Below are 14,117 nucleotides of genomic sequence, written 5' to 3'. Positions count from 1 at the left end.
ATTCAAGATATGTAAACGGCATAACGATGTGCATAACGAAGGGGGAAACCATTCGATGGGAATCCGATTCATACTCGGACGGTCCGGAGCCGGTAAAAGCTCTGCCGTCATGGAAGAAATCGAAGCAAAGTTAAAAGAAGACCCAAAAGGACCGCCGATTATCTATCTCGTCCCGGACCAGATGACGTTCCAGCAGGAATATGCACTATTACAGCGGGATGGGATTGAAGGTTCGATCCGCGCTCAGGTGTTCAGTTTTTCCAGGCTGGCATGGCGGGTGCTGCAGGAAACGGGAGGAAATACCCGGAAGTACATAAGCTCTACCGGAATTCAGATGATGCTTCGGAAAATCACGGAAGAACGGACAACGGACTGGCTCGTTTTTCAAAAAGCGATCGAAAAGCAGGGCTTCATGGAACAACTGGAAGGGATGATTACCGAATTTAAACGTTACCGGATTACTCCGGAGGTGCTCCATGGGCAGATGGAAGCTATTGATCAGTTCACACACCAATATGCCAGTGAAATCGCCCTGCGCAATAAGCTTGAGGATTTAAGCTATATATATGACCGGCTGGACCATGCGCTTAGAGATCAATATATGGATGGGGAAGATCAGCTGCAGATGCTGGCGGATAAAATTCCGACGGCACGGTTCCTGGAAGGCGCGGAAATTTATATTGACGGTTTTCACAGCTTCACCCCGCAGGAAATGATGGTTATCGAGGGTTTATTAAAACGTACGAAGTGTGTGCATGTCGCCTTGACGCTTGATAAGCCGTCTGCGGGTGATCGCTCCGAGCTCGACTTATTCCATGAAACAGGAGAAACCTATGAAACATTAGCTGCCATGGCTGAAGAACAAGGCATCAACTTTGATGGGACCACGATTCTCGATAACAAGCAAGGCAGGTTCAAAGACAGGCCGCACTTTTTGCATATGGAGAACTATTTCGATGAACGGCCGGCTCCTCCTTATCAAGGGGAGGCACCGATTCAGATCGCAGAAGCAGTCCATCCTCGTGCCGAAGTCGAAGGAGTAGCACAGGAAATCCTGCGTCTGGTCAGGGATGAAGGTTACCGTTACAAAGACATTGCTATTTTAATGCGCGAACCCGATACGTACCATGACCTGATTACAACTGTGTTCAAAGATTATGAGATTCCAGTTTTCCTTGATGAGAAGCGGACGATGCTCAATCATCCTCTGATCGAATTAATCCGGTCCGGACTGGATGTTGTCGAAGGAAACTGGCGTTACGATGCGGTGTTCCGACTCTTGAAAAGCGGATTCAGCCTGGCAGACGACCGCCGGTACCCGCTTGACGAGGATGCCATTGATGAATTGGAAAACTATGTCCTTGAATATGGCATTCGATCCCGTGAGCGCTGGTGCAGCAAGGAACCATGGGTATACCAGCGTTTCCGCGGCTTCGATCAGGCTTCCCAGACCGATGAGGAACGGGCGAAACAGAACCGGATAAACCGCTATCGCAGCCAGGTGACCAACATTCTCGAAACATTTGACGAAGGGTTGAGAGAAGCGCAGTCGATTGGGGAAAAATGCCGCGTCATCTACACTTGGCTGGAAGCGATGAATGTCCCCGGACAATTGGAAAAATGGCGGGATGACTTCGATGAAAACGGTCAAATTGAGCGCGGCCGGGAGCAGGAACAGGTATGGGATGCGGTATTGCAGCTGCTCGATGAAATTGTCGAGATGGCAGGAGAAGAGACGATGTCTCTCCAAGTGTTCCGCAACACGGTGGAAAGTGGTCTCGAATCGTTACGGTTTTCTCACGTCCCGCCAAGTATGGACCACGTCATCGTGGGTACTGTCGACCGATCAAGAATCTCTGGCATCAAGGCCGCCTTTTTGCTTGGAGTAACGGAAGGCATATGGCCGATGAAGCCTTCTGGTGATGGGATGATCAGTGAGGAAGAACGTGATTTATTAGCGACCCATGGACTGAAGCTCGCTGATGGCAGTAAACGGCAGCTTCTGGATGACCGCTTTTATGTATATCTCGCGCTGACGATGCCGCGCGACCGGTTGTGGATCAGTTACCCGCTCAGCAACGAGGAAGGGAAATCGAAAACCCCCTCACCGATTATCCGCCGGTTGGAAGAATTGTTTCCTTGCTGTCAGGATCATATCCTGCTTCAGGACCCTGACGACCTGGAAGATGCTGACCGTTTCATTACTACAAAAACAAAGACAAGAGGGGCACTTACGGCACAACTATCCCGTTATTTGAAAGGGTACAGCATGCGGCCGGTCTGGTGGGATGTGTTCAACTGGTACGTCCGACATGAACATAAAGGCGGGCTCACCAACCGCATTCTCGAAAGTCTTTTCTATCAAAATAAACCGGTGAATTTAAGCAGGGAGACGACAGAACAATTGTATCCGAAGCAGGTCAAGGCAAGTGTGTCCAGACTTGAAATGCATAACCGCTGCTCTTATCAGCACTTTGCCAGGTACAGCCTGCAGCTGGAAGAGAGGAAAACTTATAAATTGGATGCACCTGACATCGGTCAGCTGTTCCACGAAGCCTTGAAAAAAATCACCGAGTGGATTCAGGCAGAAGGAAAAGACTTCTCCCAACTGGATAAACGAACGAGTACCCAGTATGCGACCCGTGCCGTAACAGAATTGGCACCGATACTTCAGCATCAGATTCTGCATAGCTCCAACCGTTATCAATACTTACAGCATAAACTGCAGAGCGTCATTGCAAGAGCGGCGTTTGTATTGAGTGAACAGGCAAGAAACTCGAAATTTTCACCTGTTGGAATGGAACTTGGCTTCGGACCTAAAGACGAACTTCCGCCGCTGACGCTTGATTTACCGAATGGATTTGAATTGATGCTCAGGGGGAGAATCGACCGGGTTGATAAAGCGCTCAATCAGGACGAATTGTTTCTTCGGATCATCGATTATAAATCAAGCGCTAAAGGGTTGAACCTGGTGGAAGTCTATTATGGATTGGCGCTTCAGATGCTGTCCTATCTCGATGTCGTGCTTACCTATGCGGAACATTGGCTTGGTGCCAAGGCATCGCCTGCCGGAGTGCTATACTTCCATGTCCATAATCCGATGATTTCCGGCAAGCAGAAAATGGAAGACAGTAAGATTGAAGATGAAATCCTGAAGAAATTCAAAATGCAGGGCTTGCTGTTGGAAAATCAACAGATTGTTCAAATGATGGATACGAGCCTGGAAAAAGGGACAAGTAACATGGTTCCGGCCGGACTCACGGCTAAAGGCGGATTTTACAAAAGTTCCAAAACGGCGGACTTGGATATGTTTGAACGCCTGCAGGGCTATATTCGCGACATCATGATACAGGCGGGTACGAGTATCACGAATGGAAAAGTAAAGCTGGACCCATTCCAGCATGATCAGCAGACAGCTTGTACGTATTGTCCATTTCGCTCTGTCTGCCAATTCGACCCAACATTAGAAGAGAACAAATTTCGCAAGCTGCAAGATATGAAAGATGAGGAAGTCTTAGAGCGGATTGCGAAACAAGAAAGAGAGGGGGATGTCTAATGGTTCGCTGGACAGAAGAACAAGAACGGGCGATTCATACAAGCGGGCGGGATGTACTTGTCTCAGCGGCCGCAGGCTCCGGTAAGACCGCCGTTTTGGTTGAACGGATCATTCAAAAGCTGCTGCATCCAACAAGCCCGGTTGATATCGATTCCCTGTTAGTCGTAACTTTCACCAACGCGGCTGCCCAGGAAATGAGAAGCCGTGTCGGTCTGGCGCTTAGCAAAGCCCTCGAGGAGAATCCGGAATCCAATCACTTAAAGAAACAGTTATCCCTGCTTCAGACGGCATCCATTTCTACCTTGCACTCCTTCTGTATGGAAGTCGTGCGCCGCTATGCTTATTTGCTCGATATAGATCCCAACTTCCGGATTGCGGATGATATTGAAGCCGATCTCCTGCAGCAGGAAGTGCTGGAAGAATTATTCGAAGACTGGTATGGAAAAGAAGGAGTAGAGCGGGAAGCTTTCTTCGCAGTCGTCGACCGTTTTTCCAACGATCGCAGTGATTTGGAAGTGGAGTCATTGATCATCGACTTATACACGTTTGCGATGCAGAATCCATCTCCGGAAAACTGGTTGGATCAGATGGCGGCGATGTATCACATTACGGAAGATATCGAGGAATCAGACCTTCCTTGGCTGAAGATGCTGAAGCGGGAAGTGGACAGCCAGCTGGATGCAATTCAAGTGGAAGCGGAAAAAGCACTGGAAGTCACAAGGCGAGCAGATGGTCCTTATCATTATGCCGAAACAATCGATGCCGACCTTGCCATGGTTCAGGAAGCGAAAGGGCTTGCTGGCATGTCATGGGAAAAACTTCAGGAATTTATGCAGACGAGCAAGTTTGCACGGCTATCCAGTAAAAAGGCGGATTGCGATGAAGCAAAAAAAGATCAGGTGAAAGCGATACGGGACAGCTACAAAAAACGATGGAATGACATGGCTGGTGAATGGTTCACACGCTCATTAGAAGGCCATCTTGCTGATATGAAGGAATTACATCCTGTCATTGCCCAGCTGGTGACATTGGTAAATGACTTCCGTGAGCGCTACACTCGGCTGAAAAGGGAAAAAGCGATCGTCGACTTTTCTGACCTGGAGCATTATTGCTTAGACGTCCTGCGTGACGAAGCATCTACCGCGGATCATCTAATCCCATCAAACGTCGCGTTTGATTTCCAGGAAAAGTTCTCCGAGGTACTCGTCGATGAGTATCAGGATACGAATCTTGTCCAGGAAACGCTTCTTTTACTATTGGCTGGTGGAGAACAGGGTGGAAATCTATTCATGGTCGGTGATGTGAAGCAAAGTATTTACCGGTTTCGCCATGCCGAGCCAACGTTGTTTTTGGATAAATACCAGCAGTTCAAAGAAGACGACCACCATGGGGAGCGGATTGATTTAGCCCGTAATTTCCGAAGCCGGAAGCAGGTGCTGGCAGCAACAAACTATATATTCCGCCAGATCCTCGATGAGGAAGTCGGCGAGATGAACTATGAGGCCGATGCCGAACTCATTTACAGCAATTCCATCTATGATGAACTCACTTCCTTTGATACGGATGCTGAGCTATTGGTGATTGACCGGGAAGCGTCGGACGACCAGCCCTCAGAAGATGGGGAAGACTATCGTGACTTGGAAAAAGCACAGATCGAAGCCCGTGCATACGGCCAGCTGATCAAAACGTGGATCGGTCAAAATGAACAGGAGCCACTCCAGGTCATCGATAAAGAGACAGAATTTCAGCGTCCGGTCCAGTACCGGGATATCGTGATTTTGATGCGCTCGATGACGTGGGCGCCTACGATTGTCGATGAACTGAAACAGCAGGGGATCCCGGTGTATGCTGAATTGTCTTCCGGTTATTTTGAAGCCATTGAAATAAAAATCATGTTAAGTCTCTTAAAGGTTATCGATAACCCACAGCAGGATATCCCGCTGGCGTCGGTGCTTCATTCACCGATCGTCGGGCTCGATGAAGAACAAATGGCACAAATCAGGCTTGCTAAACAGCGTACGACTTACTATGAAGCGATGAAAGCTTTTAGTGGGGATCCAGAGGTTAAGCGCAAGATTGACAGTTTCTTGGAACAGCTCCATTCGTGGCGGGTACGTGCACGGCAGGGAGCATTGTCAGAGCTGATATGGGAAATCTACCGGGAAACCGGCTACTATGATTTTGTGGGAGGTATTCCAGGGGGACGGCAACGTCAGGCGAACCTGCGCGCTTTGTATGACCGGGCACGTTCCTATGAAGCAACTTCTTTCCGGGGACTGTTCCGTTTCTTACGATTCATCGAACGAATCGAGGAGCGGGGCGATGACCTTGGTGCCGCCCGTGCTTTGGGGGAACAGGAAGATGTCGTACGGATCATGACCATTCATAAGAGTAAAGGGCTCGAGTTTCCGGTTGTTATTCTGGGCGGAATGGATAAACAGTTCAACCAGATGGATCTCCGGTCGAAATACCTGCTGCACAAAGATTATGGTTTCGGGACCCGCTACATCAACCCGGAAAAACGGATAATGTATCCTACGCTTGCTTACCACGCCTTAAAACGTGAAAAGCTTCGCGAATTGCTGGCGGAAGAGATGCGGGTTTTATATGTCGCATTGACAAGGGCGAAAGAAAAGCTCGTCATGGTCGGAAACGTCGCCTCCTTCGAGAAAAAGCAGGATAAGTGGCTGGAATTCCTGGAGCACCCGAGTTGGGTACTGCCACCGCATTATCGTCTTGAATCAAAAAGCTATCTCGATTGGGTCGGTCCGGCTTTGATCAGGCATCATAAAACAGAGCCACTAAGGAATCCGGATCTCGAAGTAAAAACGTCGGAGGATATCTGGCAGGATGAATCGGAATGGCGGGTAGAAGTGAAGCATGGCAGTGCCTATAACCAGCTGGAGGAATTAGAAAAAAACCGCGATGAGCGCTTAAAAGACGCTGTATACGGTTGGAAAGAAGTCGAGGGGAATGGGGAGTCAGAGAAAGTAGACCGCCGATTAAATTTTGCCTATCCCTATCATCAGGCTGCAAATTCCCGGGCTAAGCAGTCGGTAACCGAACTGAAAAGGCAGCGGGAAGAATTGGATGAATATAGCAGCAACGATATGGTACTGCCGTTCAAAGCACCGATTATCAAGCGACCGCGTTTCATGCAGGAAGAGAAGAAGGTGACGGCAGCAGAGCGAGGCACCGCGATGCATACAGTCATGCAGCATTTGCCGTTCACAAGAAAATATTCAGAACACGAAGTCCGGGAATTTGTGCTGGAATTAGTAGATCGGGAAGTGCTCCGTCCAGAAGAAGCGGATATTATCGATAATGCAGCAATTGCAGCTTTTTTTGATACCGGGATCGGGGAATTCGTTCTTCAGGCGGATCAGGTTGAAAAAGAGGTGCCTTTCAGTTTGACGCTTCCGGCCCATCAGGTGTACCGCGACTGGGAGGGTGAAACTGATGAACAGGTCTTCGTTCAAGGTGTCATCGACTGTGTCGTACCATATGAGGGTGGATGGCTGATTCTTGATTATAAAACCGATACGATTACAGAAGAGGTGACCGGGGAGCTGAAGGAAAAGCTTTCTTCCAGGTATGAAGTGCAATTACAGCTCTACCAGACTGCACTCGAAAAGATATGGAAAGAACCAGTCGTGGAAAAGTGTCTTTATTTTTTCGATGGACCACTTTTGCTTTCCACGGAGCAGGTTAAAAGATGATACGGCAATTCGATGACAAAACATGCGATTTATGCGGGAGGTCACCGGTTACGACGACCGTCCACCACTTGATTCCAAAAGAGTATGGAGGCGCGGATGGGCCGACTGCCCAGTTGTGCAGCACTTGTCATCGACAAATCCACGCCTTATTTACGAATGAAGAACTGGCAGGTTTTTATCATACATTGGAGCGGCTTGCCGACCACCCCGATATGGCAAAGTATTTGCGCTGGGTGAAAAAGCAGGACCCGCAGAAGAAGATTACGACCAGGAAATCGCATCGAAGGCGTAACCAGCGGTGAACATCCCAAATAATTGTTTTTACTCATAAAAAGACGCTGCGCTATTTAGCTGCAGCGTCTTTGTTATGCATTTCCGGCAACGTTCTGGTCATTGACATCCGGATCGAAAGGATTGGTGGAGCTGAATCCGTTGTTCGTATTGATAAAATCACCGGTATTCAAAGAACCGGAACCGGCGTTGGTTTTCGATGTGCTTTTCGGAGACAGGTAGAAAGCATCTCCAAAGTTTATGACCCCGCCGCCAACGCTGTTGATTTTTATGGGGCCGACAATCGATGGCATCTTACCACTCCTTCAAAAAGTCTCTCATTCAGTCTATGCCTGTGTTCTCTTCTTGTTCATCCTGGAGGATCCGAATATGCTTCACCCGTGCTTCCGCCTCCAGTTCATCAAGACTGCCGATTTGTATCATGGAAGAAGTGGAAGCACCGTTAACCCTGACTCTACCAACATGGATCGTTGGGTTGTGATGGTAATGGATATCGTTAATAGCACCGGAGGGCGGGAGCCGTTTGAATTGTCTCGTGAAAATTGGGTATTGATCATAGGAATAGGCTTCTTCATCAAATCTTGCGCCTTCTTTTTGGATGGCTATCACTCTTGCAAATGGCGTCGCCCGGTGACTGTCCCCAATGATGAAAGTAGTTCCATAGACAACATCGATAACTTTGATGTCATCCAACTTTACAAGCCGTTTATTCATCTTCCGTTGTCTCCACCGTGTTATCTCCTATGCCGCTATTTGTGCCTAAAGGAACGAATGGACCAATAATCAAGGATTCAGGGGGGGTGTCAAAATAAGAATTCAGCCGTATTTGTTTATTATCTCCGATTAAAAATACGGAAGAAGATGAAATCCCCGTGATGTCTACATTCCCAACATGGAGCCCCCAATTATGGACAATAAAAGCCATTATTTATCTTCTCCTTTGGATTGTTCCAGATATTGAGCGATAGAATGCTCGATCTCCGTCTTAATTTGTTGGACAATCGTTTCCGGACCTGGTTTCGAATCCTGGTTTATATAATGTTCAATCCGCGAAGGCAGTTGATTTCGGATATCCTGAATGATGCTCTGTTCTACTTGCTGATTCATGTCTACCTGGTGATGAGTGGCGAGGCTGCGGATGATGGCACCGCCTTGCTCTGTGAGGTAGTGGTCTAATTCCTCCAGAACCTGCTGGTTTTCTGGTTTGGGTGCTGCTTTCTGGATAGGATCCTGCTGGCGCCATAAGGAAGCATCATCGATTTCACTCAATTCTTGTGGCGTTAATCCGATATGAAGGGTACCTTCCAATGATTCTATTTTTAACTGATCAAAATTATATTCTATCTTTTCTATCACTGTCCTGGGCTGATCGGAATGGTTTTGTTCAAGGGATTCTAACTTTTGGTACAAGGCCTTGATTTCTTTCTGCTGCTCTTGCAGCTGTTTCATCATCTGCTCCATATACTGCTGCCATGAACCGTAATAATTCATTCCATCACCCCCGTTGGAATTAGGCTATATCCCTAATTTATGCAAAAGAACGTAAGCTGTGATTCTAAAATCATCCTCCTGGTGCTGACAGCGGCACCATCGGCCCACCGCCAGGTTCATAGGTTCCTATCTCACCTTCGAGAGGCTCAGCCAACGGAGCTGGTTCAGTAAAGCCCCCGGTGTTATACAGCTCAGCACGAGACTGAATCGAACCAGCGCTGCCTATTTGAAGAACCGAAGAATTGGTGACAGCGCCGATTTTCAGCAGGTTAATACAAATAGACTGGTGGATGGTGATACTCATAGTCGACACCTCCTATTTTTTCACTTTGGACTGGTCATAGACATCCCGGTCATTAACATAGGTGACAGATCTTCCTAAATCGACCCGGATTCCATCGCCTGAATTGAATGATCCTCCGCCGGCAAATGTTTTTGCTGAACTGGTAGGAGCAATCATATAAACGTCTCCGATATTGAAGATGCTGGAAGAAGAAATGGACAGGACTTTTACTGCGCCTACTTGTGCTGGCATGATGAGCCTCCTTTTTTGAATATGTATAAATTTTATTTAATCCTTATCTATTAAGTTAGAAATGAAAGCAGTAAAATATAGATAAAGGAGTGAGCACGATGAAGGACATTGGAACACCATTACGGGAAGCGGAACGGTTGGAATGGATTGATGCTGCCCGTGGTTTGGCCATCTTTGGTATATTCATGGTCAACGTTCCTGCTTTCAATGCGCCGTATTTTTTATATGGCGGGGAAGAAATCTACTGGTCTTCCGGGACTAGCCATACCATCCAGGCGATCATCGATATATTTTTCCAGGCCAGCTTTTATACGCTGTTCTCATTTTTATTTGGTTTTGGAATAGAAATGATGAGAGAGCGGCTTGCTGATAAAGGTTTGCACGCCAAATATATTATCGGCCGCCGGTTAGTGATATTAATCGGTTTCGGACTCATCCACGCTTTTTTGATCTGGCACGGTGATATATTACTATCCTATGGGCTAATTGGTTTATTGTTATTATTCTTCTTGAATCGTAAGAAAAAAACATTGTTGGCCTGGGGATTCAGTATGCTTTTGATCTTCACTGTGTTTTTTACATTCAGCCTTTACAGCTTAGGTTCTGATTATGGGGGATGGGTAAATGAGCCTGCTATCGAACAGGCTGAAGAAAATTACGGAAATGGGACATTATTCGATATCTGGTCCCAGAATCTCAATGATTGGAACTATACCAACGCCCCGATGAACTGGCCGTTTCTTATCATGAGTCTTTTGCCGATGTTTTTGTTTGGGATGTATATCGCCCGGAAAAAATGGCTGCATCAGCCAAAAAGACATAAGAGGGCATTAGTTTCCTTATGGGCAGTGACATTCCTGTTATTCCTCGTGTTTAAGGCAGGACCTTATCTCTTTGGGAATCCAGCCTGGTGCCAGTTAATGCAGGATAATATCGGTGGCAGTGCTTCTGCGGTCTTTTACGTTGTCAGTGTTACTTTGCTGTATCAGTCTCCGATAGGGAAGCGATGGTTGCGAGGGTTAAGCTATGTCGGCAAGTTATCACTTTCCAACTATATTTTGCAGTCATTATTCGCTTTTTTGTTATTTTATTCCGTCGGGTTTGGGCTGTATGGGCAAGTGTCCCCGTTATGGAGCGTTATAATCGTCGTCTTGTTTTACAGTGTGCAGACGATAGCAAGTAAATGGTGGCTGCAATCCTATCGTTACGGACCATTAGAGTGGATCTGGCGTACACTGACTTATGGAAAAAAACAGCCATTACGCAGGCGGCAGGAGGGGTAGAAATGAATAGGCATCAAGTAAAGAGTGAAGGGAAAAAATGGGTCGACAAAGGAATTATTGAGAAGGATCAGTTGGAAGAAATAATAAAACTGTATCCGAATCGGAATCAGAAGCCTGTTTTATTGACCCTGGCCGCTATATTCATTGGGTTGGGCTTTTTAAGCTTCATCGCATCCAACTGGGGAGCAATCCCCCACATTGCCAGGATGGCGATCATCATCCTGGCAATGCTGGGGTTTTATCTGGCAGGAGACCATGTTTACCGTAAACGGTCGGAGGCAGTTGGGGTCAGCCTGCTCATCATAGCAGTGCTGATATTTGGCTCGGGAATATTCCTGACCGGGCAAATGTACAACTACACCTCATTCAGTGCGTTTCCATTTTTCATGTGGGCATTGGCTGCATTGCTGGTATTTGCGTTATTTGAAGAACGGACATTGTTTATACTGGCAATTATTATAACAACGGTTGGACAGGTGTACAGTGTCGGCAATTTTTCGGAATATCATTTGATGCTTGGCCTATTACTCTTATTCGGCTTCGGTCATTTTGTCTATCACCGGGCTGATTGGCTGTATGGAACGTTATTTGCGCTGAGCTACATGCTGCAGGCGCTTATCCTTAGTCTTGTCGAACATGAATCATTTCAATGGCTGATTCTTTATCTGCTGGTTCTTTATGTTACAGGTCACGTTGTATCAAAGCCGGGCATCCGTATCCCGTTTACTAAACTGAGCGTGGCTGGTATGTTCATCCTCGCTATCTGGCAAGTATTCATGTTAGAGATCGATTATTTTAACGAATCCATAAATGGGGATATTCTATTTCTTGTCATCTGGGCGGTGCTTATGGTAGCAGCAGTTTATCTTTTATGGAGGAGAGATAACCTGATTCTAATGCTCAATCTTGTGCTGTTTTTACCAGTCTTTTTCCTGGAAGCAGGATCGATGCTCGTACTGATGCTTCTTTTCATATATTCGCTTGGCTGGCTGCTGCGGGGCTATCAGACAGAGGAATCGGACTTGGTGACCAAAGGGACAGTGGCCTTCGTCCTTAGTATCCTCGTCGCTTATATTCAACTGGCCTGGGACTTTATGGATAAATCACTGTTCTTCTTTATTGGCGGCATCCTGTTGTTTCTGCTCAGCTTCTTTCTTGAACGGAAGCGTAGGAATTTATCGAAAAGGGGGCAGGAAATATGAAGCGTTTCGCCTTCTATATTATTGTCGCTGCTCAGGTGTTGTTTTTAGCCGGTATGTCGGTCGCCTATTATGCTATGGATGCCTTTGGGGAAACAATCCAGCTGAAAACAGCCCCGATTGATCCGCGTGATCTTTTCTACGGGGATTACGTTATATTGAATTATGAAATAGAAGCCATTGAGGAAGGAAAATGGTCAGGAGCTGTACCGGAATATGGAGAAATCGTTTATGTTCTTCTTGAAGAAGGAGAAAACGGACTTTATCAGGTAGCAGCAGCATCTCAGGAAAAGCTGGACCCAGCTGCAGGGCAGGTACGCTTAAAGGGTAAATATCAATGGCATAACGATGGACGGTCTGAGCACATGGTCACTTATGGAATTAACCGTTATCATGTGGAAGAAAATACGGGAGAACAGTATGAACAACAAAGAGATGATAGGATTGTCGAAGTAGTTGTCGCTCCATGGGGACAGAAAAAAATCGTTGATTTAAAGTTAGACTAAAGAATGCAGTTCATTTAGAAGGTTGAAATTTCTAAATGAACTGCTTTTCTCGACGAGAAGGAGGTAAAAATCATTCACCCAAGGCGAAAGGTCTTCTCCGTTATAAAACGTTGGCAAGTTGTTCTGTTCATTTCCATTGCACCATTTGGCTTATTAGCATTGTTACCAGACGCAGCTCCTGCCTATTTTCTTGTATTTCTTTTATTAGCAGGGCTGATAATCGAAATAGTTTATACCAAAAGGTGGATAAAAGACAAAGATAAGTTCTAGCTCATAGGTTATCCGTTGACTGGTATACCACCGTTGACGTGTATCATCTGGCCGGTGACATAGCTGGAGTCATCACTGGCTAAGTAAACATAGGCCGGCGCAAGCTCCCTTGGCTGCCCTGGCCGGCCCATCGGATTGTCGGAACCGAATTCGGCTACCTGCTGTTTATCGAAGCTGGCTGAAATAAGAGGTGTCCAAATCGGGCCAGGAGCAACACCGTTCACGCGGATACTTTGACCTACCAGTGACTTTGCCAAGGAACGAGTGAAGGTGGTAATGGCACCTTTGGTAGCAGAATAATCAATTAACTGTTCGTTACCTTCGTAAGCAGTTACAGATGAAGTGTTAATAATACTGCACCCCTTTTTCATATGAGGGAGAACCGCCTTAGTCATATAGAAGTAGGAAAAAAAGTTGACACGGAAGGTGTTCTCCATTTGCTCATTAGTAATATGGAGAAAGTTCTCCTGAGGAAATTGAATGGCAGCGTTATTAACCAAAATATCGACCTTGCCCATACTCTTGATGATTTGTTTAACTGATGATTCGCAAAAATCGGCCTGACCGATATCTCCGTTGATGACTTCACACCTACTGCCCTCGTTCTCCACGAGTTGCTTTGTCGACTGGGCATCTTCATGTTCGTCTAAATAAAGGATAGCGACATCTGCACCTTCTTTGGCGAAATATACGCTTACAGCTCGGCCGATTCCACTGTCTCCACCAGTGATAATAGCAACTTTTCCTTGCAATTTGCCACTGCCTTTATAGCTTTTATCGTCAAATTCCGGCAGCGGTTTCATTTCGTTTTCAAAGCCAGGCTGGCGATCCTGATGCTGCTTTGGCTGTATTTCTTTCTTCTTGCTAGGCATATGATATCATCCTCCTATGTATTAATAGATTTAGACTTAGGTTGCCCAGCGCGTACAGTTTTAACACAGCAGGGAGCCTTATTATTCCCCGGGCAATTTTTTGTCGATAGGACCTTGAATGAGGAGAGGGCAGAAGCGATACACAAGCGATCTGCTGGACGGTTAAATCCCTTTGTTATAAGGAAAACAGGCGATACGCCTATGAAATCACCGGGGATTCTGTAGCGTTTGTAGCGAGGGGCGATATAAAAAACTGTAGCGAATAGGTAGCTTCTAGAAAAGTGATCCATCGTAAGGCCAAGAGGATTATAGGTAATGAGAAGCAGAAAAAAAGGAGAGATTAGGAGGGATTTGCCCTGGTCTATTCCTTTAGATATGGGCTTATTGACTCTTTT

Annotated in this window: 13 protein-coding genes; 6 read left to right on the top strand and 7 right to left on the bottom strand. The window is 46.5% G+C overall.

From position 1 onward, the window contains the following. Positions 1-55: 55 nt before the first annotated feature. Genes addB through ACGTNI_RS14200 form a run of 3 tightly spaced genes read left to right on the top strand, consistent with a single transcriptional unit; the run spans position 56 to position 7,577 of the window. The gene (gene addB, locus ACGTNI_RS14210; RefSeq protein ID WP_394463478.1) at positions 56-3,556 is read left to right on the top strand and encodes a helicase-exonuclease AddAB subunit AddB; all 3,501 of its coding nucleotides are present in this window, start codon (positions 56-58) and stop codon (positions 3,554-3,556) included. Further along, a complete protein-coding gene (gene addA / locus ACGTNI_RS14205; RefSeq protein ID WP_394463477.1) occupies positions 3,556-7,275 on the top strand; it encodes a helicase-exonuclease AddAB subunit AddA in 3,720 nt (1,239 codons plus the stop codon). The genes addB and addA overlap by 1 nt, the downstream gene beginning before the upstream one ends. Beyond that, positions 7,272-7,577, top strand: coding sequence for an HNH endonuclease (locus ACGTNI_RS14200; protein ID WP_394463475.1), 306 nt, complete (start codon positions 7,272-7,274; stop codon positions 7,575-7,577). The genes addA and ACGTNI_RS14200 overlap by 4 nt, the downstream gene beginning before the upstream one ends. 63 nt (positions 7,578-7,640) lie before the next feature. Here ACGTNI_RS14200 and ACGTNI_RS14195 read toward each other — a convergent pair whose 3' ends face one another. From ACGTNI_RS14195 to ACGTNI_RS14170, 6 genes are all read right to left on the bottom strand, one after another. Next, positions 7,641-7,859, bottom strand: a complete 219-nt coding sequence (locus ACGTNI_RS14195) for a spore germination protein (RefSeq protein ID WP_062444286.1) — start codon at positions 7,857-7,859, stop codon at positions 7,641-7,643. A 28-nt stretch (positions 7,860-7,887) separates the two neighbouring features. Continuing rightward, positions 7,888-8,280, bottom strand: coding sequence for a spore germination protein GerPE (locus tag ACGTNI_RS14190; protein WP_394463473.1), 393 nt, complete (start codon positions 8,278-8,280; stop codon positions 7,888-7,890). Further along, the gene (locus tag ACGTNI_RS14185) at positions 8,273-8,491 is read right to left on the bottom strand and encodes a spore germination protein GerPD (protein WP_394463471.1); all 219 of its coding nucleotides are present in this window, start codon (positions 8,489-8,491) and stop codon (positions 8,273-8,275) included. Before ACGTNI_RS14185 ends, ACGTNI_RS14190 begins: the two co-directional genes overlap by 8 nt. Beyond that, positions 8,491-9,057, bottom strand: coding sequence for a spore germination protein GerPC (gene gerPC, locus ACGTNI_RS14180; protein WP_394463469.1), 567 nt, complete (start codon positions 9,055-9,057; stop codon positions 8,491-8,493). The genes ACGTNI_RS14185 and gerPC overlap by 1 nt, the downstream gene beginning before the upstream one ends. 70 nt (positions 9,058-9,127) lie before the next feature. Next, positions 9,128-9,361, bottom strand: coding sequence for a spore germination protein GerPB (locus ACGTNI_RS14175; RefSeq protein ID WP_085506924.1), 234 nt, complete (start codon positions 9,359-9,361; stop codon positions 9,128-9,130). Positions 9,362-9,373: 12 nt separating this feature from the next. Beyond that, the gene (locus ACGTNI_RS14170; RefSeq protein WP_085506925.1) at positions 9,374-9,592 is read right to left on the bottom strand and encodes a spore germination protein; all 219 of its coding nucleotides are present in this window, start codon (positions 9,590-9,592) and stop codon (positions 9,374-9,376) included. Between the two features lie 98 nt (positions 9,593-9,690). Here ACGTNI_RS14170 and ACGTNI_RS14165 point away from each other — a divergent pair, with 98 nt between their 5' ends. From ACGTNI_RS14165 to ACGTNI_RS14155, 3 genes are read left to right on the top strand one after another with little or no spacing between them, the layout of a single operon-like run. Then, the gene (locus tag ACGTNI_RS14165; protein WP_394463467.1) at positions 9,691-10,875 is read left to right on the top strand and encodes a DUF418 domain-containing protein; all 1,185 of its coding nucleotides are present in this window, start codon (positions 9,691-9,693) and stop codon (positions 10,873-10,875) included. 2 nt (positions 10,876-10,877) lie between these two features. After that, entirely contained in the window at positions 10,878-12,077 is a 1,200-nt protein-coding gene (locus tag ACGTNI_RS14160; RefSeq protein ID WP_394463464.1) for a DUF2157 domain-containing protein, read from the top strand. Beyond that, the gene (locus tag ACGTNI_RS14155) at positions 12,074-12,580 is read left to right on the top strand and encodes a GDYXXLXY domain-containing protein (protein ID WP_394463462.1); all 507 of its coding nucleotides are present in this window, start codon (positions 12,074-12,076) and stop codon (positions 12,578-12,580) included. The genes ACGTNI_RS14160 and ACGTNI_RS14155 overlap by 4 nt, the downstream gene beginning before the upstream one ends. Before the next feature lie 278 nt (positions 12,581-12,858). Here the strand turns inward: ACGTNI_RS14155 and ACGTNI_RS14150 are convergent, their stop codons facing one another. Next, the gene (locus ACGTNI_RS14150) at positions 12,859-13,722 is read right to left on the bottom strand and encodes an SDR family oxidoreductase (protein ID WP_394463460.1); all 864 of its coding nucleotides are present in this window, start codon (positions 13,720-13,722) and stop codon (positions 12,859-12,861) included. Positions 13,723-14,117 lie beyond the last annotated feature (395 nt).

The sequence above is a fragment of the Thalassobacillus sp. B23F22_16 genome (genome assembly GCF_043496955.1).
Lineage (GTDB): Bacteria > Bacillota > Bacilli > Bacillales > Halobacillaceae > Thalassobacillus > Thalassobacillus devorans_A.
This window is presented reverse-complemented; position numbering and strand designations above follow the sequence as displayed.